At 46.6% G+C, this 25,203-nt stretch carries 18 protein-coding genes; all 18 read left to right on the forward strand.

The features are described 5' to 3' along the window. Positions 1-69 precede the first annotated feature (69 nt). The 18 genes from NST47_RS07110 (at position 70) to NST47_RS07195 (ending at position 25,166) form a co-directional block, all read left to right on the forward strand. Positions 70-1,596 (forward strand): ABC transporter substrate-binding protein, encoded by a 1,527-nt coding sequence (locus NST47_RS07110; protein ID WP_341154502.1) that lies wholly within the window; start codon positions 70-72, stop codon positions 1,594-1,596. 125 nt (positions 1,597-1,721) lie between these two features. Next, positions 1,722-3,866 (forward strand): glycoside hydrolase family 52 protein, encoded by a 2,145-nt coding sequence (locus tag NST47_RS07115; protein ID WP_341154503.1) that lies wholly within the window; start codon positions 1,722-1,724, stop codon positions 3,864-3,866. Positions 3,867-3,932: 66 nt separating this feature from the next. Further along, a complete protein-coding gene (locus NST47_RS07120; protein WP_341154504.1) occupies positions 3,933-5,090 on the forward strand; it encodes a Gfo/Idh/MocA family protein in 1,158 nt (385 codons plus the stop codon). Between the two features lie 112 nt (positions 5,091-5,202). Further along, positions 5,203-6,501: an IS110 family transposase gene (locus NST47_RS07125; protein WP_341154505.1), complete on the forward strand. Its 1,299-nt coding sequence runs from the start codon at positions 5,203-5,205 to the stop codon at positions 6,499-6,501. A 429-nt stretch (positions 6,502-6,930) separates the two neighbouring features. Then, complete coding sequence (locus NST47_RS07130; RefSeq protein ID WP_445667446.1) at positions 6,931-8,499, forward strand: glycoside hydrolase family 43 protein; 1,569 nt, start codon at positions 6,931-6,933, stop codon at positions 8,497-8,499. Next, positions 8,500-9,585 (forward strand): Gfo/Idh/MocA family protein, encoded by a 1,086-nt coding sequence (locus NST47_RS07135; protein WP_341154507.1) that lies wholly within the window; start codon positions 8,500-8,502, stop codon positions 9,583-9,585. It begins immediately after the preceding gene. Positions 9,586-9,631: 46 nt separating this feature from the next. Continuing rightward, positions 9,632-10,543: an ABC transporter permease gene (locus NST47_RS07140; protein WP_076235046.1), complete on the forward strand. Its 912-nt coding sequence runs from the start codon at positions 9,632-9,634 to the stop codon at positions 10,541-10,543. A gap of 18 nt (positions 10,544-10,561) precedes the next feature. Continuing rightward, entirely contained in the window at positions 10,562-11,410 is an 849-nt protein-coding gene (locus NST47_RS07145; RefSeq protein WP_076235048.1) for a carbohydrate ABC transporter permease, read from the forward strand. A gap of 175 nt (positions 11,411-11,585) precedes the next feature. Further along, positions 11,586-12,272: a GntR family transcriptional regulator gene (locus NST47_RS07150; protein ID WP_341154508.1), complete on the forward strand. Its 687-nt coding sequence runs from the start codon at positions 11,586-11,588 to the stop codon at positions 12,270-12,272. Between the two features lie 103 nt (positions 12,273-12,375). Beyond that, complete coding sequence (gene uxuA / locus NST47_RS07155; RefSeq protein ID WP_341154509.1) at positions 12,376-13,452, forward strand: mannonate dehydratase; 1,077 nt, start codon at positions 12,376-12,378, stop codon at positions 13,450-13,452. Further along, a complete protein-coding gene (locus NST47_RS07160) occupies positions 13,449-14,297 on the forward strand; it encodes an SDR family oxidoreductase (RefSeq protein WP_341154510.1) in 849 nt (282 codons plus the stop codon). Before uxuA ends, NST47_RS07160 begins: the two co-directional genes overlap by 4 nt. 203 nt (positions 14,298-14,500) lie before the next feature. Further along, complete coding sequence (locus NST47_RS07165) at positions 14,501-16,261, forward strand: sensor histidine kinase (protein ID WP_341154511.1); 1,761 nt, start codon at positions 14,501-14,503, stop codon at positions 16,259-16,261. Further along, on the forward strand, positions 16,236-17,864 hold the full coding sequence (locus NST47_RS07170) for a response regulator (RefSeq protein WP_341154512.1): 1,629 nt from the start codon (positions 16,236-16,238) through the stop codon (positions 17,862-17,864). The genes NST47_RS07165 and NST47_RS07170 overlap by 26 nt, the downstream gene beginning before the upstream one ends. A gap of 240 nt (positions 17,865-18,104) precedes the next feature. Beyond that, positions 18,105-20,369 (forward strand): glycoside hydrolase family 3 protein, encoded by a 2,265-nt coding sequence (locus tag NST47_RS07175; protein ID WP_341154513.1) that lies wholly within the window; start codon positions 18,105-18,107, stop codon positions 20,367-20,369. A gap of 33 nt (positions 20,370-20,402) precedes the next feature. Further along, complete coding sequence (locus tag NST47_RS07180; RefSeq protein ID WP_341154514.1) at positions 20,403-21,233, forward strand: sugar phosphate isomerase/epimerase family protein; 831 nt, start codon at positions 20,403-20,405, stop codon at positions 21,231-21,233. Between the two features lie 15 nt (positions 21,234-21,248). After that, positions 21,249-22,352 (forward strand): Gfo/Idh/MocA family protein, encoded by a 1,104-nt coding sequence (locus NST47_RS07185; protein WP_341154515.1) that lies wholly within the window; start codon positions 21,249-21,251, stop codon positions 22,350-22,352. Positions 22,353-22,411: 59 nt separating this feature from the next. After that, positions 22,412-24,091 (forward strand): sensor histidine kinase, encoded by a 1,680-nt coding sequence (locus tag NST47_RS07190; RefSeq protein ID WP_341154516.1) that lies wholly within the window; start codon positions 22,412-22,414, stop codon positions 24,089-24,091. Further along, positions 24,084-25,166, forward strand: a complete 1,083-nt coding sequence (locus NST47_RS07195) for a response regulator transcription factor (protein ID WP_341154517.1) — start codon at positions 24,084-24,086, stop codon at positions 25,164-25,166. Before NST47_RS07190 ends, NST47_RS07195 begins: the two co-directional genes overlap by 8 nt. The last annotated feature ends 37 nt before the right edge of the window (positions 25,167-25,203 follow it).

The following is a 25,203-nucleotide window of genomic DNA, read 5'->3' on the forward strand; positions in this document are numbered from 1 at the left end:
TTAAGAATGCACATAATGAAAACGATTTCAAGCTAGCTGTTACTTTATTATCACAAATGGAGGTCAGCCATGAAAGCACTGAATACTAAAAAAAGAAGTGTAGTTGCCATTACTTCAATCCTGACAATGTCGTTGTTAGTCGGCTGTTCGAGCAATACCAATAATGCCGCTCCCCCAAGTAATTCAGCACAAGGTCCAGAACCGCTGCCCATCAAAATATCGTTGAATTTTGACGGAAAGGATATCCCGCAGCCTGGGAATGAAGCACAGAAGGCGATAGAGAAATATACGAATTCGAAGCTTTCGATTAACCTGATTTCGAGCAACGATTTCTGCAGCAAGCTTCCCGTTATGATCGCCTCGGGTGACTTGCCGCAAATTCTCGCCAGCTGTGGAGCGCCTAATCAATCGTACCTGATCAGTGCAGCGCAGAATGGCGCTTTCTGGGATATCGGTCCTTATATTAAGGATTACAAGAATCTGTCATTAATGCCGCCGGCTGTGTATGACAATGTGAAGATTGACGGCAAGCTGTATGGGGTTCCGCGGTATCGCCCGTTCGCCAGATACGCCTATACGTACCGGAAAGACTGGTTGACGAATGTAGGTCTACAGCAGCCCAAAACCGTCGATGATTTATACAACATGTTTAAAGCGTTTACAAACAATGATCCCGACAAAAATGGGGTTAACGATACCTACGGTTTGACGATGATGATTAAGAATGATTCCTTGAGACCTGATTTCGGTGTAACGTTCGGCGCGCCCAATGCGTGGGGGCTGAAGGACGGTAAATTTACCAAATCCGAGGAAACCCCGGAGTATTTCGAAGCCATCAAATTTACAAAAAAATTGTATGACGAGAAATTGATCAATCAGGACTTTGCTTCGATCGATGTGCCTAAATTTGAAGCCAACCTGGAAAACGCCAAAAGCGGTGTCATTAATGAGGCCACCAACAAAATACTGACTTTTGAAACTCGTGTTAAAAGCCATAATCCGAATGCCGTTATGGATGCTTTCAGTATTGTGGAAGGCCCTAAAGGCAAGTTGATTAACGGCGAACGCGGCTCCAACGGTATCCTGATGTTCCCCAAATCAAGTGTCAAAACAGAAGCCGATTTAAAGCAATTGCTTGGTTTTATCGACAAGCTGTCCGATAAACCGATGGCTGATTTACTGGAATGGGGCATTGAAGGCAAGCACTATGATCTGAAGGATGGAAAAGCGGTCAGAACGAATCAGGATGCCTTCGACAACGAAGTAGGTTTCCCGTATAAATTCCCTTTTGAAACGATTCCTGTTACCAAAATCAGAACTGAGGGCGTACTGGACCCGATGACCAAGCTGCAGATCCAGCTCGAGGAAGATAACGATAAATATGCGGTGCTGGATCCAACGATTGTGCTGATCTCGCCGACGTGGGCCACCAAAGGCCAGGAGCTGCAGCAAATTTTGCTGGATGCCAAGGTGAAATACATCATGGGCAAGATTGATGAAAATGGCTGGAAGGCCGCAATAGATAAATTCAAAGGCGCAGGCGGAGATCAAACAGCCAAGGAATACGCAGAAGCTTACGCTAAGACACAAAAGTAATAATAAAGCGCTGCCATTAAGGCAGAAACAGAAAAACTTCCACAACAGGAGGTTTTTCTGTTTCAACCATCATCCCGCGATTTGTTAAAAAGGAATACGCTTGTATTTTAACTTGGGAGGACATCATGACGGATCGAATATTTTTTAACGCACATCATTCACCTATCGGTGCATTTGCCAGCTTTACACTGGGATTCCGCGGCGCTAAGGGTGGCTTGGGACTTGAGCTCGGCAAACCAGCCGATCAAAATGTATTCATTGGATTGCAATCCGATGACGGCAGCTTGTATGAGGCTCTGCCCTTCTTTACGGAGGCCGTGGAGGCTGTGGATGAAAGTGCAAGATACGATGTGGAAAAAGCGGAAGAGACCGTCCCTGCGAACAAGCAGCGTCTCGTTACTTTCCCTGCTCAAAGCATCGTTCGCGATTATAAGCTAGGTACGGATACATGGAAAGCGGGAGAGCTTACGTTTCGAATTTATTCACCGGTACGCAGCGTTCCTGATCCAGAGACTGCAGAGGCTGATCTACTGAAGGAAGCAATCGTTCCGGCTGTTTTTGCCGAGCTGACTATAGATAATACGAAAGGCACCCGCACAAGGCGGGCTTTCTTCGGCTATCAGGGCAATGATCCTTATAGTGCGATGAGAAGGCTGGACGATACGAGCGAAGGTCGATTTAAAGGTGTCGGGCAGGGGCTTAACACAGCTATTGTATCCCTGGACCCGGATACTTCTTCTGCTCAGGGCTTTACGATGGAGAAAATTTTGAGCAATTCCCTGAATGAAAACCGTGCGTTCGGCCTTGGCGGATGCGGCGCCCTGATTACCGACGTTGCGGCGGGTGAGAAGAAAACCGTGCGGTATGCGATCTGCTTTTATCGCGGGGGCATTGTTACGGCCGGGATGGATACGTCTTACCTGTACACACGCTTTTTCAAAAATATCGAAGCGGTTTCAGCCTACGCACTTGAGCATTATGACGCACTGGTCGCTTCATGCGAGCAATCGAACGAAATGGTCGATACAGCCCATTTATCCGATGACCAAAAGTTTATGCTTGCTCATGCCATCCGCAGCTATTACGGCAACACACAGCTGCTGGACTATGAAGGGGAGCCCTTCTGGGTCGTCAACGAAGGCGAGTATCGGATGATGAACACCTTTGATTTGACAGCAGACCAACTGTTCTATGAGCTGAAAATGAACCCTTGGACCGTCCGTAACGAGCTGGATATGTTTGTGCGGAGGTACAGCTATGAAGATCAAGTAAGCTTTCCCGATGATGCTGTCGAATACCCCGGAGGTATCAGCTTTACCCATGATATGGGTGTAGCCAATGTGTTCTCCCGTCCACAGTATTCATCCTACGAAATATCCGGTATTAAAGATTGCTTCTCCTACATGACGCATGAGCAGCTGGTCAACTGGATTTGCTGTACCGTCGTCTATATGGAGCAGACGGGGGACAGCGATTTTCTGAACCGCCATTTGGCCACACTTAAGCTATGCTTCAATAGCATGCTGAACCGGGATCATCCGATTCCCGAGCAGCGCAATGGGATTATGGGACTCGACAGCAGCCGAACGATGGGTGGAGCGGAAATATCGACCTATGACAGCCTGGACATTTCTCTGGGTCAAGCGCGCAACAACATTTATATGGCAGGCAAATGCTGGGCTGCTTATGTTGCGCTCGAGAAGCTATTCCGCAGCACAGGCGAGGAACAGCTAGCCATCGAAGCGGGCAAACAAGCGGAGCGATGCGCAGCAACACTTGCCTCCAAGATGACGGATCAAGGATATATTCCCGCAGTTATTAATGAGCATAATGATTCGAAAATTATTCCAGCGATAGAGGGATTGATTTTTCCTTATTTTGCAGGCTGCGAGGAAGCTTTGGATGCGAAGGGCAGGTTCGGTCCTTACATTCAGGCTTTGAAGCAGCACTTGGCTGCCGTTCTGGTCCCTGACATTTGCCTGTTTCCCGATGGAGGCTGGAAGCTGTCCTCAACCAGCAGCAATTCATGGCTGAGTAAAATCTATTTATGCCAGTTTATTGCCCGTAAGCTGCTGGGCTTCCCGCAGGATGAGAAGGCCGATGCGGCTCACGTTGACTGGCTGAAGCATCCGGAGCATTCGTATTGGAGCTGGAGCGATCAAATTCTTGCCGGGGTTATTATCGGCAGCAAATATTATCCGCGAGGCGTAACCGCCATATTGTGGCTGCTGGAGGAGCGTAATGAGCGGAGGCACTCCCTTTCTCAGTAGTAGCGGCGCATCTTTTTGAATAGTGTTCTAATGAGGATGTTCAGTTAAAAACAGGAGGTTATATTCATGATTAGAGTCGCGATAGTAGGTACAGGCGGTATTTCGGCAGCTCATTTGGCAGCCTACATTTCTTTTCCGGAGCGGTGCCAAATCGTCGCTTTATGCGATATTTACCCGGAAAAAGCAGCAATACTTAAGGAACAGCACAAACTGAATTGTGACATCGTCAGTGATTCCGCCGACCTTGCTTCACGGGATGATATTGATCTCGTTTCCATTTGCACGCCGCCTTATACACATGCCGATTTATCCATTCAATTCTTGAATGCCGGCAAGCATGTGCTGGTGGAGAAGCCGATGTCCTCCTCGTTGGCTGAATGTGACCGGATGATTGCAGCGGCAGAGAAAGCGAAGAAGATTCTGTCCGTAGTCGGTCAAAACCGCTTCCGCGATCCGATCATGAAATTAAAGCAGGTGCTGGATTCAGGAAAAATGGGCAAGGTGGTACATGCTCAGGTGGAATCGTACTGGTGGCGTGGACATGTTTATTACGATCTCTGGTGGAGAGGCACGTGGGAGAAGGAAGGCGGAGGCTGCACGCTCAATCATGCGGTGCATCACATTGACATGCTTCAATGGATGATGGGGATGCCGACCAAGGTGCAGGCGATCATGAGCAATACCTCACATGACAATGCGGAAGTGGAGGATTTGTCGATCGCCGTCCTATCTTATCCGAGCGGTGCGCTGGCGCAAATCACAAGCTCGGTTGTTCATCATGGTGAAGAGCAGCAGCTCATTTTTCAAGGGGAAAAAGCAAGAATCTCGGCTCCATGGAAAGTGTACGCTTCCGTTCCCAAAGAGAATGGATTCCCCATTAAAAATGTCGAATTGGAAAATGAAATTGAACAGCTGTACAACGAGCTCCCTCCGGTACCTTACAGTGGACATCAAGGACAAATTGATAATGTGCTGTCAGCTATAGAAAACGATACGTTGACCGTATTGGTCGATGGTTATGAAGGAAAGAAAACGCTGGAGCTGATTACCGCGATTTATATGGCAGCCAGCACAGGGCAGCAGGTCGAATTGCCTTTACAGCCGGATAGCCTGTTTTATACAAGAGAAGGCATTATGGCCAACGCTACCCATTTCTACGAAAAAACAAATTCGGTAACCGGATTTGCCAAAAACGATATTACGTTAGGCGGGAAATATGAATAAAGGAGCCATTCCTGTAATGAAGTAATTTGAGCTTTGAATGAAAAAAGCGCCTCTAGTATACTGGGAACGTTCCGGGAAGAACAAAACCCACATACGAAAAGAGGCACTCACTATGAAGAATAAGCTAAAACAGAAACAGAATCAACGGATTACCCGAATTACCGAAAAAACACTGGTCGTTGGAGCAGATATCGCCAAAAAGGTTCATGTGGCTCGAGCGGTGGATTTCCGAGGCATTGAGCTAGGAAAAGACTGCGTGTTCCATAACGACCATACAGGGCTAACGAAACTGGCCATGTGGATGAAGGAACTCGGTCAAACACACAGCAAAACAGACATCGTGTTTGGCATCGAACCTACCGGACACTACTGGTTTCCGTTAGCGGCTTTCTTGCAAGATCAAGGCATCCAAGTCGTCGTTGTGAATCCGCATCATGTGAATAAGACGAAAGAACTGGAGGACAACTCTCAGACCAAGAGCGACTACAAGGACGCCAAAGTCATTGCCGATCTCATCCGAAACGGGAAGTACTCGGAGCCAAAGCTACCGACGAAGGAATATGCAGAATTACGAATTCTCATGAACCTTCGGGAGAAGGTGTCGGCTAGCTTGACTCAGGTCAAAGGTCGCATTGGTAACTGGCTTGATCGGTTCTTTCCCGAGTACACCACGGTATTCAAGGCCTGGGAAGGTAAGGCATCGCTCATGACGTTGCGATCATTTGCGCTGCCAGCGGATATTGTCCTGAAAGGGGCAAGAAGTGTTCTGTCTCACTGGAAAACGGAGGTCAAACGTGGCGTAGGTATCAAACGTGCAGAGGCACTCTACACGGCTGCTTCTGAATCGATCGGACTTACAGAGGGTGCAAGAGCTGCTCGGATTGAGTTGGACACGCTACTGGGGCAGTACGACCTGTTTTGTGAACAACTCGAACAGATCATCAATCAGGTTATGCACATACTCAGCGAGATCCCAGGGGCTGAACAGATGCTGAGCGTGCCAGGAATCGGAGCGATAACAGTAGCCGGTTTTCTAGCGGAGGTAGGCGATCTGAACAACTACGATCACGGACAACAAATCATACGGCTCGCTGGACTGAACTTGAGAGAGAACAGTTCGGGCAAGCGCAAGGGCAGGACAGGGATTAGTAAGCGAGGGCGATCACGTCTGCGTGCGCTACTGTTCCGCGCCGTGATGCCAATGGCTGCTAAAAACGAAGCGTTTAAGGCTCTTCATAAGCAATACACGACCCGTAGCCAGAATCCGCTCAAGAAGAAACAGTCCCTCATTGCCTTATGTGGAAAGCTGATTCGAGTCCTGCATACCTTGGGGACAAAGCAAAGAGAGTACAACGCGAAAGATGTACTCGGTCCTGTTCGACAGTTTCATATGCAGCTAGAGGCAGCTTAAAAACAAAGCAAATCATCTGTAACTCGAGTTAATTCACATGTGTTAGGCAATGACAACAGAAGCATCGGAGAAGCCGACGAACAACATTCCATAAGGGCAACGACCCCGTAAAGGAGCAAGAATCGGCATCCACCCCTTGAGAGGTAGAACGAAGGAATGTGAGGGCATAGACCCAGTGTGACATAGGAGGGTAAACCCCAAGGGTGAATGTGGAGATCCAACTGTGCGATCATATCCAATTATCCACAGTTTTGGAATCCAAACGATCCTAAGCTCTGTTCCTGCCTACGTCCTTACAGAAAATCAGGTGTAGGCTACATTCTGCACAACTACCACTCAAGGTGTCAATGTTGAAATACTGAGGATAAGCGAGAAAACAGGAGAAAATATTACTTTATAGTAGGAGGTTTACCTGCCGTGCAGACGATTATGAATCCGATTCTGACCGGATTTAACCCGGATCCATCAATTCTTCGGGTTGGAGAAGATTATTATATTGCAACATCGACATTTGAATGGTTTCCCGGTGTTCAGATTCATCATTCCAAGGATTTGGTGCATTGGCGCCTCTTAACCCGGCCCTTGAATCGCATTTCGCAGCTGAACATGGAGGGTGAACTGAACTCAGGAGGCGTATGGGCTCCCTGCTTAACCTATGATGACGGTTTATTTTATTTGATATATACCGATGTGAAGAGCCGAAAAGGGGCATTTAAGGATACTCATAATTATATGGTTACGGCCCCTGATATGATGGGTCCCTGGTCGGAGCCTATTTTTCTGAACAGCAGTGGATTCGACCCTTCGCTGTTTCACGATGATGATGGGCGGAAGTGGCTGGTCAATATGCTGTGGGACCATCGCAAAGGAAATAATAAATTCGCGGGCACAGCGCTGCAGGAATATTCGGTGAAGGAACGCAGGCTGATCGGTCCGGTCATTAATATTTTTAAAGGGACGGAGCTAAAGCTCACCGAAGGGCCGCATTTGTACAAAAGAAACGGGTTTTATTATTTAATGACCGCTGAAGGCGGTACGCAATATAACCATGCGGTGACGATGGCGAGAGCCAAGTCCATTGAAGGCCCTTACGAGGTGGACCCTACCAATCCCATCCTCACATCTGCCGGTAAACCCGAGCTGGCGCTGCAAAAAGCGGGGCATGGCTCATTGGTGGAAACACATACCGGAGAATGGTATTTAGCCCATCTATGTGCCAGACCCGTTAAGGACAAATACTGCAATTTGGGTAGAGAGACGGCTTTACAGCGCTGCTATTGGACCGAGGATCACTGGCTTAGGGTTGAAGAGGGCAATGGGCCCAAATCGAGTGTTAAGGCGCCGAGGATCGATCCGTTTGTTTTTGAATCGGAACCGGCAGTGGATCACTTTGATGATGCGAGTCTCGGGGTCGTATGGAATACGCTGCGGATTTCGCCGGGGCCGGATTGGCTTTCTTTGACAGAACGACCTGGGTTTCTGCGTCTGAAGGGTATGGAATCGATGAGCTCGCTTCACAGGCAAAGTCTTGTAGCCCGCAGGCAGCAGGCGTTTCATTGCGAAGCTGAAACCGTTGTGGAATTTGAGCCTGACAACTTTCAGCAGCTGGCGGGGTTGATTGTTTACTACGATACGGAGGATTACATGTATTTGCGTATCACTCACCATGAGGTGCATGGCAAATGCATCGGGATTATTCAATCGGTGGGTGGCGTGTATGATGAGCTGTTGGATACGGACATCCCACTGCAGGACATCACCCGCTGTAAGCTAAAAGCCATTATCGACCGTGAAGTGCTGCAATTTTATTACGCAGCTGACGGTGGCGAATGGGCGGCCATCGGTCCGGCTGTCGATATTTGTCATTTATCAGATGATTATCCTGATTATATTCGTTTTACAGGCACCTTTATCGGAATGTGTGCTCAGGATTTAAGCGGCACCCGAAAGCACGCTGACTTCGATTCATTTTCTTATATAGAAAAGGCGGTGGAATAGATGGCAAAACCAGCAACATTCAGCATCATCGGCGGCAGTGGGTTTCGCGCACAATATTTTCTGAGAATAGCGCAAGCACTGCCGGAGCAGTTTCGCATCAGTGGCATGGTGGTCCGTGACGAATCCAAGGGTCGGGCCATGGAGGACCAATGGCATGTAGCGACCTATCGGAGTCTGGAGCAGCTGTTGGCGAATGAACAGCCAGATTTTGTCGTATTATCCGTTAGCTCGTCGGCTGCTTTTGATTATATGGTGCAGCTGGCCGAACGGGGAATTCCTGTTCTTGCGGAAACGCCTCCAGCTCCGAATCTCGAAGGTTTATTACAGGTGTATGACAAGCTTGTCCGCCAAGGAGCGCGGATTCAAGTAGCCGAGCAGTATCAGTTTCACCCTGTACAAGAAGCGCGGTCAGCTATTATCCAGTCAGGACAATTAGGCAGCGTGAATCAGGTGACCGTATCGATTTCTCAATTTTATCATGCTGTCAGCTTAATTCGAAAAATGCTTGGGGTCCAGTATGAGCAAGTCAAAATTAAGGCCATGCGATTCGAATCGAATTGGGTTGCCGGGCCTAATCGCAGCGGTCCTCCGACAGAAGATAAGCTAGTCAAGTCGGAGAGGGATTTGGCTTGGCTCGATTTTGGCGGCAAGCTCGGTATTTATGACTTCACCAAGGATCAGCATCGTTCCTGGACACGCTCCAATCATATGAGTATAAGGGGAGAGCGCGGGGAAATATTCGATAACCGGATCAGCATACAGGACCCATCCTGCACACAGATTCAGTCGGAATTAAAGCGCGTCAACAAAGGCGAATATGAGAACGCGGAGGGCTACTTTCTGAAAGGAATTATGGCAGGTGAACGTTGGGTATACGAAAATCCTTTTATGCCGGCAAGGCTGTATGACGATGAGATTGCCATTGCTGCCTGCCTGAACAAAATGGCTGCTTACGCCGCAGGCGGCCCCGGATTCTATGGTTTGCCGGAGGCATCCCAGGACCACTATATCGGGATGCTGATTGAGCAGGCGATTGTGACCGGTGAAACCGTAGTATCAGTTCGTCAACCATGGGCTGAAGAGTAACTAAAGGACAGCTGCAGAATTCAAACAGGATGAGGTGAAGAACACAATGCAGGTACAACTGGCCATGAGAGAAATGTGGAAATACCGCTGGTTATATTTGTTTATGGTTCCGGGCATTATTTATTTCTTTTTATTTAAATATGTCCCTTTGTGGGGCGTGATCATGGCATTCAAGAATTACCAGCCTTTCGCCGGATTGATGCAAAGCGAATGGGTCGGGTTGGCGCATTTCAGACGATTTTTCGGGATGCCGGAATTTTGGATGCTTTTCCGAAACACCATCGTTATCGGGCTGTACAGCCTATTGATCTTTTTCCCGATAACGATTGTCCTGGCTTTGCTGCTGAACGAGGTTCGCAGAGAGATGTTCAAGCGATTCGTGCAAACCCTTGTTTACATTCCACATTTTCTGTCGTGGGTCGTTATTGCCGGTATCTCTTACGTGCTTCTGACTACAGAGGGCGGTATCATCAACCAAATATTAATAGCGCTTGGGTACAAGCCTGCTGAATTTTTAACCAGCGAATATTGGTTCCGGCCTTTGATTGTGATGCAGATGATTTGGAAAGACGCAGGCTGGGGCACCATCATATTCCTGGCAGCTCTGGCGGGAGTGAACCTGCAATTGTATGAGGCGGCCCGTATGGATGGCGCTAATCGGTTTCAGCAGCTTTGGCATGTGACGCTGCCTGCGATTCGGAGCGTTATTGTGATTCTCTTCATCCTGAGACTCGGAAGCTTTCTTGATCTGGGATTTGAGCAGATCTTCCTGATGGTCAATTCCGTTAACCGTGATGTCGGCGAAGTGTTTGATACTTATGTGTACCGCGTCGGTTTACAGCAAGGCCAATTTAGTTATAGCGCGGCGGTCGGGCTGTTCAAGTCGGTGGTGGGACTCGTCCTGGTGCTCATGGCAAACAAGATTGCCAAATGGTTTGGCGAAGAGGGAATATATTAAGCAAAGGTGGAGAGCACCATGCATCACAATCAGACTTTTGGTGAAAAAATATTCGAAATGTGCAACTACGTCCTGCTTGGTTTGATCGGATTGCTTACTTTTTTACCATTCGTATACGTCATTATCACTTCTTTCTCTGCAGATACCTCAGGCTGGCCGAGTGATTATAATCTGGACGCGTACCGCTACATTTTCTCAACGAAAACGTTTGTCAGAAGCTTGGGTGTTTCGATCTACATTACTTTGCTGGGAACGGCTCTGAGCTTGCTTACGACCGCATTGATGGCTTATTCCTTATCTTATAAGCAGCTTCCCGGCCGAAGCAAAATCATGCTGCTCGTGTTATTCACGATGCTCTTTCAAGGCGGGCTTATCCCTACTTATTTCGTGGTCAAGGAGCTGAACATGATTGATTCGCTGTGGGCGCTTATGATTCCCGGCTTGGTCAGTGCTTTTTATCTGATTATTTTGCGCGACTTCTTTTCCAGCGTGCCGACCGAGCTGATCGAATCCGCCAAGATGGACGGGGCCCATGAGATTGTCGTGTTAATAAGAATTGTTTTACCGCTTTCGCTCCCGTCGCTCGCTGCTTTTGGTTTATTTTATGCGGTTGGCATATGGAATCAATATTTCAACGCGATCATGTTCATCAACACTCCGGATAAATGGCCGGTTCAGGTACTGCTCAGACAGATCGTCGTGCTGGCGTCCGGCGGCTTGGGTGATGGCGGCGAATCGGTGGCCTTCTATGGCGAATCCGTCAAAATGGCGGTTATCGTCGTATCCACGATTCCTATTATGATTGTATATCCATTCCTGCAGAAGCATTTTGCCAAAGGAGCCTTAATGGGCTCAGTCAAAGGTTAAACAAAAACGACAACTCGGAGGACACTGACAATTTTTCTATGTCGCTGGCAGGTCTTCGTATATAATAGTGATAAATAGTGAGTAGAAAACCGCAATGTGTGCAGTATCCGTCAGATGCGTTTTTGTCCTCGTATATCATACAGCATGAGCTCGAATGAGCCTGGGAGGTTTTTTAATGTCTACGCAACTAACAACTTTAAAAGATAAAAAGGGACTCATTCGGGATCATGTATACGAAAACCTGAAAAAAAATATTATGGAATTAAAGCTGGAGCCCGGACGTTTAATCTCGGAAAAAGAGCTGGTGGAAATGCTTCAGGTCAGCAGGACACCGATTCGCGAGGCGCTTGTTAAATTGTCACAGGATGAGCTGATTGAAACCACTCCGCAAAAAGGATCCGTGATTTCGCTGATCGATATGCAGCATGCTGAGGAAGCCCGATTCCTAAGAGAAACAATGGAGTCCGCGATTGTGCGTGAGGCGTGCGTAAAGCTGAGCAGCGAGCAGGTGCTGCACCTTCAGAACCTGATTGCGCTGCAGGAGCTGTGCGAATCCGAAGAGAATTATGAACGATTGTTCGAGCTGGACGAGGAGTTCCATCGGTCCATTATTGTAGGCTGCGGGCGTACGCGCACCTGGGGTCTTATTCAGCAGGTGACGACACATTATAACCGAATCCGTTTTTTGCGATTGGCTACGAATCATGACTGGAAAATCATTCTTTCCCAGCATCGTGGCATTGTTCAAGCGATCAAGGACAAAAATCCTGATGCAGCCGAACAGGTGTTACGGGATCATCTGGAGCGGGTCGTTATTGAAAAAGAGGAATTAAAACACAAGTATCCCGGATATTTTAAATAGTCTCACGCGGGCTATTTATTTTTTGAGAAAACGTATTCAAACATATAAACAATCTAGTATACTAGTCATATCAGTATAATTAGTTGTTGTTGGAGGAATCAGGATGAGAATGGTATTTAGATGGTATGGAGAAGGCAACGATACCGTAACCCTGCCGCAAATCAAACAAATTCCAGGAGTTGAGGGCATTGTCTGGGCGCTTCATCATCTGCCCGCAGGCGAAGAATGGCCCATGGAGGACATCCTAGCTTACAAAAAACTGGCTGATTCTTACGGCTTCCATCTGGAGGTCGTTGAAAGCGTCAATGTCCATGAGGATATCAAGCTGGGTCTGCCGACGCGCGATCGCTACATCGAAAATTACAAACGGACGATTGAGAAGCTGGCCAAGGTAGGCGCGAAGGTGATCTGTTATAATTTCATGCCTGTGTTTGACTGGATTCGCACCGATTTGTTTAAGGAGCTGGAGGATGGCTCAACCGCGCTATTTTACGAAAAAGCGAAGGTTGACGCGATGGACCCGATGGAGCTTGTGTTGAAAATCAACGAAAATCCCGACTTTACGATGCCAGGCTGGGAGCCTGCCAGATTGCTTCACTTATCCTCGGTATTCGAGTCGTACAAGAACGTCACCGAAGATGACCTATGGAATCATCTTCAATATTTTCTGGAGCAGATTATTCCGGTTGCGGAGGCCAACGATATCAAGATGGCGATTCACCCGGATGATCCGCCTTGGTCGATTTTCGGCTTGCCGAGAATTATGACCGGTCCCGACAGCATCCGTAAGCTGCTGAAGCTGGTCGATAATCCGTATAACGGCGTGACGCTGTGCAGCGGTTCACTCGGTGTGAATCCGAACCATAATGTAGCCGAGATGGTCAGGGAGTTCGCGGACCGGATTCCTTTTGCCCATATTCGCAATGTGCGGCTTTACGAAAATGGGGATTTCATCGAAACCTCGCATAGAGCCTCCGACGGAAGTGTAGATATTTGCGATATTGTAAAGGCGTACCATGAGAAAGGCTTCACAGGCTACGCACGACCGGATCACGGCCGTCATATTTGGGATGAGAAATGCCGGGCGGGGTACGGCTTATATGACCGTGCGCTTGGCATTATGTATCTATGGGGGATATGGGATTCATTGGAGAGAACGAAACGGGGGACGAGGGTATGATCAGCATTAATGAGAATTTACAAGGAAAAGTAGCGGTTATTACTGGAGGCAGCGGCGTGCTGTGCTCGGCAATGGCCAGAGAGCTTGGACGTCAAGGCGTCAAGGTGGCTATCCTCAATCGGACAGCGGAGAAAGGCGAGCTCGTCGCGGCTACGATTCGTGAGGCTGGTGGCGTTGCGATTGCAGTGGCTTGTAATGTGGTCGATATCGAAAGCGTACAGGCTGCAGAGAAGCAGGTCACCGAACAGCTCGGCATTTGCGATATTCTGATTAATGGCGCAGGAGGCAATCATCCGAAGGGCATCACAACGAATGAAACACTGAAGCTTGAGGATTTGGATAACAAAGAGCTGAAGACGTTTTTTGACTTAAGCCAGGAGGGAATTGAATATGTATTCAATCTGAACTTTCTGGGAACGATCCTGCCAACACAAGTATTTTCCAAGGGGATGATCAATCGTCCGGGCGCGGTTGTGATCAACATGTCCTCAATGAGCGCACCGAGTCCGATGACCAAGGTTCCGGTCTACAGCGCGGCGAAGGCTGCTATCGAAAACTTTACCCAATGGCTTGCTGTGCACATGGCGGATTCCGGTATTCGGGTAAATGCAATTGCACCGGGCTTTTTCCTGACGGAGCAAAATAAGAAGCTGCTGACGAACGAAGACGGCTCGTTAACCGAAAGATCGCACAAAATCATCACGCATACGCCAATGAGAAGATTCGGTACTCCCGACGATCTGCTGGGAACGCTGCTGTGGCTGGCCGATTCGAATCTATCCGGCTTTGTGACCGGTATTACGGTGCCGGTGGATGGCGGATTTATGGCTTATTCAGGTGTGTAGCAAAGGGTTTAGAGAAGAGCAATGTGGATATGTATAGAGTATAGAAAGGGCCATCCGATTGATTCGGATGGTTTTTTTGTATTTGGCAAGATCGTTACGGGAGGGAGGGGAAAACTTGGCATACCGTTGATGAAAACACTTACATCCTTTACAATGATCTAACAAAGGGGCTGAGATGAATGGTATTTGAACACTGGAGAAAATTGAAAGTATTTAAATCTCTGCAAAATCAAATCTTATTCGTCTTCTTAATTCTCATTCTTCCTTCAAGTATCATGTTAATTTACTATAACTTTTATGCGATTGAGGTCATACGGAATCAAGTCGCCCATTCCAACGAAAATCTGTTAAACCTGTACATGGGGACGATAGATAAAGAACTGGAGGATGTCGACAAGTATTTAAATAACTTAATTGCTCAAGAGCCTGATTTGTTAGCCTTGGATTTACCGGAACAAAGTAACTCAGATGTATACAATTTGGCGCGTATCCGGTTGTATAATAGGTTATCGAATGACATTGTTTACTATGACAAAATAGATATGTTCTTTATCTTCTCTAATACGAATGGTGATTTAGTGTCTGCCCCAACCCAACAGATGGCGTATTTGGAGCGAATACGGTTAAAAAGCGAAATCCAAAGCTTATTTGATCAACAACAAAATCCAACTCATCCACAATGGTTTCTTTACCAAGAGAAAGCGACGCCATCCCTCTACAGATTGATTCGATACGGAAATGTTTATATTGGGGCGATGATTAATATCAACCAGCTTATGCTTCCTTTCGAGTCCACGGACCTGGGACAAGAAGGGGCGGTTCTAATGGTGAATGAGCAATATCAACCTGTTATTTTCGATCCCACTATCAATAAGGAAGGCATTGAATTTCTTCCCACTTTAAATGGATATAGCAGGGTGGGCAGCCATAATCAGTATATGACCGTTAGCAAGAAGTCAAGAAAAGGGAATTTTACTGTTTTTGCGATGATCCACGAAAGGCAAATCATGGAGAACATTCCGTATTTACGTCGAATTGTAGCGATGATCGTTGTAGCAACGATTATTGTACTGCCGGTCGTTTATTTATTTTTGAGGTTAGTCGTACTGGTTCCCATGCAACGGGTCGTTTCTGCGATGAGAAAAATCAAGTCCGGCAATTGGGAGGCTCGAATCGAACCGAAGGATTCCTCCACTGAGTTTTCCATCATCAACGAGACATTTAATACTATGGTGACACAAATCAAGGAATTAAAAATTAACATTTACGAAGAACAGTTAAATAACCAAAAGACAGAGCTGAAGCATTTGCAGCTGCAGATCAATCCTCATTTTTTCTTAAATGCACTTAACATTATTTATCATTTGGCTCAAATCAAAAATTACGTTCTCATTCAAGAAATGTCACTGAGTCTGGTCCGATACTTCCGTTTTATGTTCCAAAGCAACTTGTCATTTGTTCCGGTCAGAGATGAGATTGAGCATACACGTAATTATTTGAAAATCCAGCAATTGCGGTTTCCAGAGACGTTGACCGTTACGATCATGGCGGAGGATCAATTGATGGACAGCCTGGTGCCACCGCTTGTATGTCAAACTTTTGTAGAGAACACGATCAAGCATGCCGTATCGATGGATTCATTGATGCATATAACGGTCAAGGTATACGTCGACGAGGGAGATCCTCATTATATGTGGATCGATATTCGCGATACCGGAAAAGGCTTCCATCCGGAAATCCTGGAGAAATTGCTGGACGGGATTGATATCGGGGGGGATGAAGGAAACCATATCGGGATTTGGAATATAAGACGTAGATTACGGTTGTTGTACCCCAAAGGAGGAACATGGATTCATTTTGCTAACGATATCAATAAAGGGGCTGTCGTACGAATCCATGTACCGATCATTAACCAGGAAACTAGGGAGGTTGAACGTGATGCACCAAGTGCTTCTCGTAGATGATGAATATTATGCTTTACAGGGACTACAATCTGGGGTGAATTGGGAGAGATTTGATATCGATACGATACACCTCGCCAATAACATACGTCAGGCCAAGGAAGTCATCGATAAACATCCTATTGATTTTCTGATATGCGATATCGAAATGCCGGAAGGAAGCGGAATTGAACTGTTAACGTGGGTAAGAGAGCATTATCCTTCGATAGAATGGGTGTTTCTTACCTGCCACATCAATTTCGGGTTTGCGCAGCAGGCCATCCAATTAGGCAGTCTTGATTATTTGTTGAAGCCGGTTTGCTTTGAAGAATTGGAGAGCGTTATTCAAAAAGCGATGGATAAAGTGGAGAAGAGACAGCAGGAGGATGAATTCAAAAAAAACTACGATCATTACTATACCCTATGGAAGAAACAGCAGCCGCTCATTATTGAACGTTTTTGGCTTGATTTATTGAATCGGACCCTGTCTTCTAACCCGCTAGATATCGGGAATACTTTGTTGCTGCGGAATATTCCACTTACGGAGCATATGCGATTTAAACCTATACTGATCAATGTGCAGCGCTGGCGTCGGGAGTTATCACCAAGGGATACCAAGATCATGGAATATGCAATGAGAAACGCTGCCGCCTATAGTCTGATCCCTGATCATGATATGGGGCAGGTGATACTATTGAATGGTGGAATATTGTTGGCTATTTTGCCTCATAAGGAATCTGGGCTTGACGAGAAGTCTGTGTTGAGAGAAAAGTGCCGATCTTACATTCAATTTTGTAATCAATATATTTGCTGCGACCTGTCATGCTATATTGGCCAACCCGTTCATTTGCACGAAATGATAGATATGATAGAGAAGCTAAGTATCTTTCGCAAAAATAATGTGATTAACGTAAATTGTGAGTTTTTCATCGAAGATTACCCGGTTCCGGATGAAGTGGCCCGAGGTCCGAGAATGATTGAAATACCGTTAATGAACGATTGGACAGAGTTGTTGAAGCAAGGCGAATGGAGCCGTTTGTTGCTCGAAGTCAAAACGTTTTTGGAAAGGATCAAATCGGACGAAAAGGCGAATGCACGTATGCTTCAGCTTTTTTATCAGGATTTTATACAAATGGTATACTATGTGCTTCACTTAAAGGGTGTGATGGCTCACCAGATATTTTCAGATCATTTATCGCCCGAGCAAGCTATTTCTGTAACCAGCTCTGTTGTGGAGCTCAATGAATGGGTGGAGCACATCATCGAGATTGTAGCGGCGAATCTAGACGAGCAGGAAGAAACTCAAACTATCGTTGAGAAAGTAAAGCGTTTTATCGCCGAGAACATCGATCAGCCTTTAATGCGCAAGGATATTGCCAATCATGTTTATTTGAATCCGGACTATCTTGCCAAATTGTTCAGGAAAAAGAATGGTTTAGCACTCTCCGATTACATCGTCAACGAACGGATGAAATTGGCCAAATCGATGCTTGAACATACCGGAGCATCGATCGGACACGTAGCTTCCTCCGTAGGATACTCAAGCTTCTCCCATTTTTCAAAAACGTTTAAGGGGAAGTTCGGGATGACTCCGCAAGATTTTCGTACAGAACTTCAGAATGGATAGGGTGAATGACCTCGCCTACGATGAATACGTGGTCTTTTCCTATTGGCAAACAGTTTATCAGGTATAAAATCTGAATTATTATAATGACAGGTCTGTTTTACGTTAGATGAGAGCCCAAGGATCATTGTACAATAATGACAGTCCATATGATAACAGCCTTCGCATAGAATGAAAAGAATCAACGCATGACTTAAATGAGTCAGAAACTGACGACAACATCTTAATAGTGGGGGGATTTACATGCATAAACATCAAGACGATGTGTTGATTCGCTACGTGAACAACTCTGGGGGCCCAACTCTGGGTTATTCCGAATCATCCGGAGTTCGCATCCTGTATCAGGATGGTTTTGCCTTCAAAGATCTTAATAAAGATGGCTTATTAGATAAATACGAGGATTGGCGATTGTCTCCCGAAGAACGGGCGAAGGATCTTGCATCGAAAATGACCATTGAACAAATTGCCGGGCTGATGCTGTACAGCAGCCATCAAGCTATTCCGGGGAACCTCGGTTGGAATTCGGCGACCTACAGCGGTAAATCGTTTGAAGAGAGCGGGGCATTGCCTTACGATCTTTCGGATCAGCAGCGTGTGTTCCTGTCTGATGATCATATTCGACATGTACTAATCACGAAGGTGGGAAGCCCGGAGATCGCAGCAAGGTGGAATAATCTCTTACAGTCGTTTATTGAGAGTCAGGCTCTTGGAATACCAGCTAACAACAGCTCGGATCCGCGTCATGGGATGGACGCTTCCACTGAATTCAAGGTAGGAGGCGGGGGCCACATCTCTGTATGGCCGGAATCTATGGGTCTCGCAGCGACGTTTGATCCGGAAATCGCGCGAAAATTCGGTGAGGTGGCGTCCCAAGAGTATCGTGCACTCGGCTTGACTACAGCCTTGTCTCCTCAGGTCGATATCGCAACCGATCCACGCTGGTTTCGCTTCGGCATGACCTTCGGCGAAGACCCGCAGCTGGCGGCCGATATGGCCCGTGCTTATATCGACGGGTTCCAGACGTCTGAGGGAGAAGCGGAGATTGCAGATGGATGGGGCTACGATAGTGTCAACGCGATGGTGAAGCATTGGCCAGGCGGGGGCTCTGGGGAGGCAGGGCGGGATGCGCACTTCGGCTATGGTAAATATGCTGTTTATCCCGGGAACAACTTTGATCAGCATCTCATTCCTTTTACAGAAGGGGCGTTTCGGTTGTCCGGAAAGACGGGGCAGGTATCCGCAGTCATGCCGTACTATACCATATCCTATGATCAGGATAAGAAAAATGGAGAAAACGTTGGAAATTCATACAGCTCCTACATAATCAACGATTTGCTTCGTGATAAGGCCGGTTATGACGGCGTAGTCTGCACGGATTGGGGAATTACGAGCGATGAGTCACAGGATATAACCAAATTATTCCCAGGAGGTCGCTGCTGGGGAGTGGAGGAAGGCTACACGGTGGCGCAGCGCCACTACAAGCTGCTGATGGCAGGCGTTGACCAATTCGGAGGCAACGATCAAGCCGGACCGATCATTGAAGCGTACGACATCGGGGTCAAGGAACATGGTGAAGCCTTCTTGCGCAAACGGTTCGAGCAATCCGCTGTGCGGCTGCTGAAAAATATATTCCGCTTAGGTCTGTTCGAGAACCCTTATCTTCAGATAGACAAATCCGTTGCAAAGGTAGGCAGTGACGAATTTGTGAGCGCAGGTTATGAGGCACAGTTGAAATCGTTCGTATTGTTGAAGAATGACAATCAAGTACTGCCTCTGCAGAGGCAGAAGACGGTTTTCATTCCAAAGCGGCGTCTTCCTGCTGGTACGGATTGGATCGGTATGCCGACACCTGCAATAGACGATTATCCTGTCAATTTGGACACTGTCAAACAATATTTTCAAGTGACGGATCAGCCGGATGAAGCGGATTATGCTCTGGTATTTATCGAGAGTCCCCGTTCTACGATGGGCTACAGCAAGGCTGATGCTGAAGCGGGAGGAAACGGATACGTTCCGATTAGTCTACAGTACGCTCCATACACTGCGGAGTATGCCAGGGAAACGAGTATGGCCGGCGATGCTCGGGATATATTGAATCGTTCTTATCGAGGCAAGACGGTAACGGTTTCGAATGCGGGTGACCTCGATATGGTTATCCAAACGAAGCAGTTGATGAAAGGGAAGCCGGTCATCGTTTCCCTCTTGTTGTCTAATCCAGCCGTTGTGGGAGAATTTGAAGGAAATGCCGATGCGATCCTGGCGAACTTTGGGGCGCAGGAACAAGCTATCATGGATATATTAACCGGAGCAGCCGAGCCTGGCGGGTTGTTGCCCTTCCAAATGCCGGCCCATATGAAAACTGTGGAGGAACAATTGGAGGATGTTCCACATGATATGGAGGTTTATATCGATTCAGCGGGGCATGCCTATGATTTCGCCTATGGGCTTGATTGGAGCGGGGTCATTCGAGATGCTCGAACCGCCAAATATGGCAAAAAGATGGCATAGATCAAAACAAACCATTCTGAGGAGGAACATGCAATGAGCTTACAATTAGGACTTCAACTTTATTCCGTCAGAGACGAACTGAAAAAAGACTATTGGGGAACTCTGGAAAAGCTAGCTTCTATCGGATACAAGAACCTTGAAATTGCCATCCATAATGCTGACCAGGGCTTGGAGCCTGGTGCCACTGAATTGAGAAAACGATTGGATGCGCTTGGCTTGAAGGTGGTTTCCAGCCATATCCATCCGCTGGACCGTTATGAGGAAATTATCGCTTATAACAAGGAGATTGGGAGTACCGCTGTTGTTATGGGAATCGCTTTCTTTAAGAACAAACAGGAATTGCTGGAAGGTTGTCAAATCATGAACCGACATGGTGAAGCCTATAAAAAAGGCGGCTTGGACTTTTACTATCACAATCACTTTCATGAGTTTCAGAAGTTAGATGGCCAATATGTCCTGGATATCATTCTTGAAAACACGGACAAGGACCTAGTCAAATTTGAATTCGATACGTATTGGGCCGTAAGAGGTGGAGTCGATCCGATTTCCTATTTGCATAAGCTTGGAGACCGCTGTGATTTAGTTCATCAAAAGGATCTGCCGGCAATCGCCAAGCCTGTTAATCTGTTTGAAGTCGTTAAGGAAGACGAGAATATTACGCTTGAGCGATTTGTCGATCTGTTGGATGCCGATCATTTTGCTGAAGTCGGTGAAGGAACGCTGGATATCGGGGGCATTATTAGCGTAGCAAGGCAAATTGGTGCGGCGAATTACATTTTCGTCGAGCAGGATTTGACATCCCGAAACCAACTGGAGAGCGTCGAACTCAGTTACCGGAATATCTCCAAGTTTTTCGAAGAATAGTCTGGGGGAACGAAAGTGAGAAAAGTAAAAGTAGGTATTATTGGTTGTGGCGTCATCAGCCCGATCTATTTTGAAGCGGGGCGGAAATTCGAGATCCTTGATATCGTAGCCTGCGCCGATTTGGATCTGGATAGAGCAAAAGCAAGGGCAGCTGAATACGAGATTCCCAAAGCATGCGGCGTGGAAGAGTTGCTGGCCGACCCGGAGATCGAAATCGTCATTAATTTGACGATTCCGAGCGCACATGCAGAACTCCATCTTCGGGCGCTGGAAGCAGGAAAACATACATACGGCGAAAAACCGCTTGCTATCCGGTTAGAAGACGGACAAAAAATATTGGCCATGGCCAAGGAGAAAAACTTGCTTGTCGGTTCGGCGCCGGACACATTCCTCGGCGGAGGCATTCAAACATGCCGTAAATTGATCGATGAAGGTTGGATCGGCAAGCCGATTGCAGCCACGGCATTTATGATGGGATCGGGGCCGGAAAGCTGGCACTCGAATCCAGGATTTTTTTATCAAGCCGGGGCTGGACCGATGTTTGACATGGGACCTTACTACTTGACCGCGCTCGTTAATCTGATTGGCCCAGTTAAACGTGTTTCCGGTTCGGTTCAGACGACTTATTCAGAACGGACCATTACGAACAACATGGATTACGGCAAGAAAATTCCAGTTGAGGTTCCGACCCATATTGCCGGAACACTCGAATTCCTGAGCGGCGGGATAGGCACGATCATTACAAGCTTTGACGTGCAGGGCTCCAGGCTTCCGCGTATGGAGATTTATGGATCGACCGGTACCTTGATTGTTCCAGACCCGAATACGTTCGGTGGCCCTGTATATATCAAAGGGTACAACCACACTGACTTTGTGGAGATTCCGCTAACGCATGGATTTGCGGATAATAGTCGTGGGCTGGGTGTCGTGGATATGGCTTACGCGATTATTAATAAGAGAGAGCACCGTGCAAACGGTGAAATGGCCTGTCACGTTCTTGAACTGATGCACGGCTTCCATTGGTCTTCTGATCGCGGCAGTCATTACAATGTGATAAGCGACTGCAAACGGCCGGCCGCGCTTCCTAATAACCTTCCGTATAATGCTTTGAACGGTTAATGGATGAGACCACGCTCAATGGCAGAACGCCTTCAACATAAAGACAGGGGATATGTACGTTGTTCAAACATTTTCGGGAACTATCCATAAAGAACAGACAGTATCTCTTTTTTACCGTTTTCTTTTGCATGCCCTTGTTCATTTTAGGTTTGATTTGGTATGCCGCATCGACAAAAGAGATAGAAAATAACGTTATTTACTATAACGAGAAACTGATCTCACAGCTGAACAATCAGTTGGATCAATACTTTGCCGAGATTAAAGCCGATACACAAATCATCCCGGGAAATCCGCTCGTTCAGGAATTTGTCAAGCTGGAACCGGGAAACGATTATGAGATGTTTCAGTTTAAAGAGCGGATTCACAAGGAATTGTATCTCAATATTATGTACAGGCGTAAAGATTTTGTCGGGTTTGGCTTATACTCACACAAAGATAATACATTTGGTAACTTGTTTATAGGTGACATACGCCCGGGTTTTCGTGACTTGCAAGGGATAGAGAGTAATTATCACATTGTGGGCATTCGGCAATCGAATGCTTACAATGTCATTCTGATTTATCGAAACATCATCGACAATGTGACCTATCGTTCGGTGGGGGGGCTTTTGATAGCATTTTCCCTGGATACCTTAGTGAAGATGACGGATAATATTGCGTTTGGCAAAGAGGGTTACATAGCCATTGTGGATTCTAGCAATCGGTTTATTTATCATCGGGACCCGAGCAAATGGGGTGCGCAGGTTCCCATGTCATTGGTGCATGAAATGAGCCCCGGGAGCGGACAATTTGTTATTCAAGCTGAGACTGGAAAGCGAATCGTGATGTATAAGACTTCACAATCGACTGGATTAACGATTGTTTCCGAGGTTCCGATAAAAGAGGTCATTGGCAACTTGTCCCACCTGCATGTCATTACTTTAATTATCGGCGGGATGATTCTTATATTCGCTTTTATTTTCTTCAACAAAATGCTTGCGGATATTAAACGTTTAATAGGGATCATTCACTTGTCCCGTATGAAAGAAAAAGAAATGGAACTGAAACATAAGGAGTCCACCCTCCAGGCTCTTCAATCGCAAATTAACCCTCATTTCCTTTATAATAGTTTAGAAATTATTAATTCATATGCTATACTTGCCAAGATCAAGCCAATAAGTCAAATGACATTAAGTTTAGCAAGCATTTTTCGGTATAGTGTAAGTAATCCACGCCAGCTTGTGCTGCTCGAAGATGAAATTAATCATATAACGAATTACTTGAATATTCAGCAGGAACGCTATGCAAAGATGAGAGTAACTATTGATCTAGAAAAAAGGCACCTAAGTCTGGTTTGTTTGTTTCGTTTAATTGTTCAGCCTATTGTTGAGAATGCGATTATTCATGGTTATGAAAGGCATGGTCTCCATCCCGCGGACATTGTAATATCCGGGTGCATGCGCGAGGAATATTATTCCCTAAGGGTTACGGATAGGGGTAAAGGAATGGATGCGGGGGTCGTGGCGCGATATAATGCCGCTTTTAATTCAGCGAAAATTAACACAACAGATGTATCCCTTCATTCCTCGCAAAAAATTGGTTTGTGGAATGTGCACAATCGGCTGCGTTTGGCTTTCGGGGCTCCTTATGGACTCTATATTGTGCGTTCCGACGAGACGGGAACAGAAATGGAAATCAAAATTCCTTATACGACTTCGGATTGCATATTATTTTATAAAAGGGGGAGGAGTCTTGATTAAAGTCTTAATTGTCGATGACGAGCGGATGATCAAAATGAGTATGAGGAGCGTCATCGAAACGGAAGCGGAAGGATTTGTCGTGGTAGCGGAAGCAGACGATGGGCGGCAGGCGATCGATTTGGCGGAATATCACCAACCGGACATTATTATTACCGATATTCGCATGTCTATGATGGATGGACTTGCCTTGATTCATGAATTGCGCGAGCGGGATAGTCAAGCGGAGTTCATCATTGTTTCCGGATACGCAGATTTCGAATATGCAAGGACGGCTTTGCGTTACCATGTAACCGATTATTTGCTTAAACCGATCAATTATGAGCAGCTTCTGTCAGTATTGAATACAATTAAACTTCGTCTTTCGCAAGGAGACTCGAACAACACTAGCTGGGACAAATGGGTATTGGATAGTAAAATTTACGCAGAACAAGCTGCCAAGGCGATATGGAATATCCGGGAAGGGGAGCTTTGTGCGGAATTAGAACGAATTAAGGCAGATATTCAAGCGGAAGAAAGCGGGGATGTAAGTTATGTAGTGAAGAAATATCTTTGTTACTTTTCGTCTTTTTGCGAGCAAATGGAGTTGGTTAGCCAAAATTCCATAGTGCTTTCGTCTGATGTCGATTGGGACCCTATGAGCGATTCGCTGGCGATTTACGAGCATATTCGCGCCTTTATGAGCGATTTGGCGGAATCCGTTCGGGCAACCCGAATGGCTTTGAGTCAACGTTACATGATGAGAGATGTTCTGGCATATATCGAGCAGCACCTCAGTGATCCGAACTTGTCTCTTAAAGATGCGGCGGATTATTGCGGATTGTCTGCTAACTATTTTGGAAGTTTATTTAAAAAGGCGACCGGGGATTCATTTCTCCAATACTTAACGGAAATAAGAATCAATCGCGCGAAGTCGCTGCTGCAACAGCCATTCGCCAAAGTATACGAAATCGGCTTGATCGTCGGTTTTGAGGACTACTCCCATTTTTCGAAAATATTTAAAAAACAAACAGGTTTTTCGCCAACTGCCTACCGCAAAAGTGCGGATTTTTTGGCGTGCATTTATGATGGGAAATGACATAATTTCGTTAGTATATGCATGTGAATCCGCATCT

This window comes from Paenibacillus sp. FSL H8-0034 (genome assembly GCF_038000305.1).
GTDB lineage: Bacteria > Bacillota > Bacilli > Paenibacillales > NBRC-103111 > Paenibacillus_S.

Coding starts and splice junctions, on each gene's coding strand:
- NST47_RS07125 (WP_341154505.1), top strand. CDS start 5,203: ATGAAGAATAAGCTAAAACAGAAACAGAATCAACGGATTACCCGAATT.
- NST47_RS07160 (WP_341154510.1), top strand. CDS start 13,449: ATGATCAGCATTAATGAGAATTTACAAGGAAAAGTAGCGGTTATTACT.
- NST47_RS07180 (WP_341154514.1), top strand. CDS start 20,403: ATGAGCTTACAATTAGGACTTCAACTTTATTCCGTCAGAGACGAACTG.
- NST47_RS07135 (WP_341154507.1), top strand. CDS start 8,500: ATGGCAAAACCAGCAACATTCAGCATCATCGGCGGCAGTGGGTTTCGC.
- NST47_RS07110 (WP_341154502.1), top strand. CDS start 70: ATGAAAGCACTGAATACTAAAAAAAGAAGTGTAGTTGCCATTACTTCA.
- NST47_RS07170 (WP_341154512.1), top strand. CDS start 16,236: ATGCACCAAGTGCTTCTCGTAGATGATGAATATTATGCTTTACAGGGA.
- NST47_RS07150 (WP_341154508.1), top strand. CDS start 11,586: ATGTCTACGCAACTAACAACTTTAAAAGATAAAAAGGGACTCATTCGG.
- NST47_RS07115 (WP_341154503.1), top strand. CDS start 1,722: ATGACGGATCGAATATTTTTTAACGCACATCATTCACCTATCGGTGCA.
- uxuA (WP_341154509.1), top strand. CDS start 12,376: ATGAGAATGGTATTTAGATGGTATGGAGAAGGCAACGATACCGTAACC.
- NST47_RS07130 (WP_445667446.1), top strand. CDS start 6,931: ATGAATCCGATTCTGACCGGATTTAACCCGGATCCATCAATTCTTCGG.
- NST47_RS07145 (WP_076235048.1), top strand. CDS start 10,562: ATGCATCACAATCAGACTTTTGGTGAAAAAATATTCGAAATGTGCAAC.
- NST47_RS07175 (WP_341154513.1), top strand. CDS start 18,105: ATGCATAAACATCAAGACGATGTGTTGATTCGCTACGTGAACAACTCT.
- NST47_RS07120 (WP_341154504.1), top strand. CDS start 3,933: ATGATTAGAGTCGCGATAGTAGGTACAGGCGGTATTTCGGCAGCTCAT.
- NST47_RS07140 (WP_076235046.1), top strand. CDS start 9,632: ATGCAGGTACAACTGGCCATGAGAGAAATGTGGAAATACCGCTGGTTA.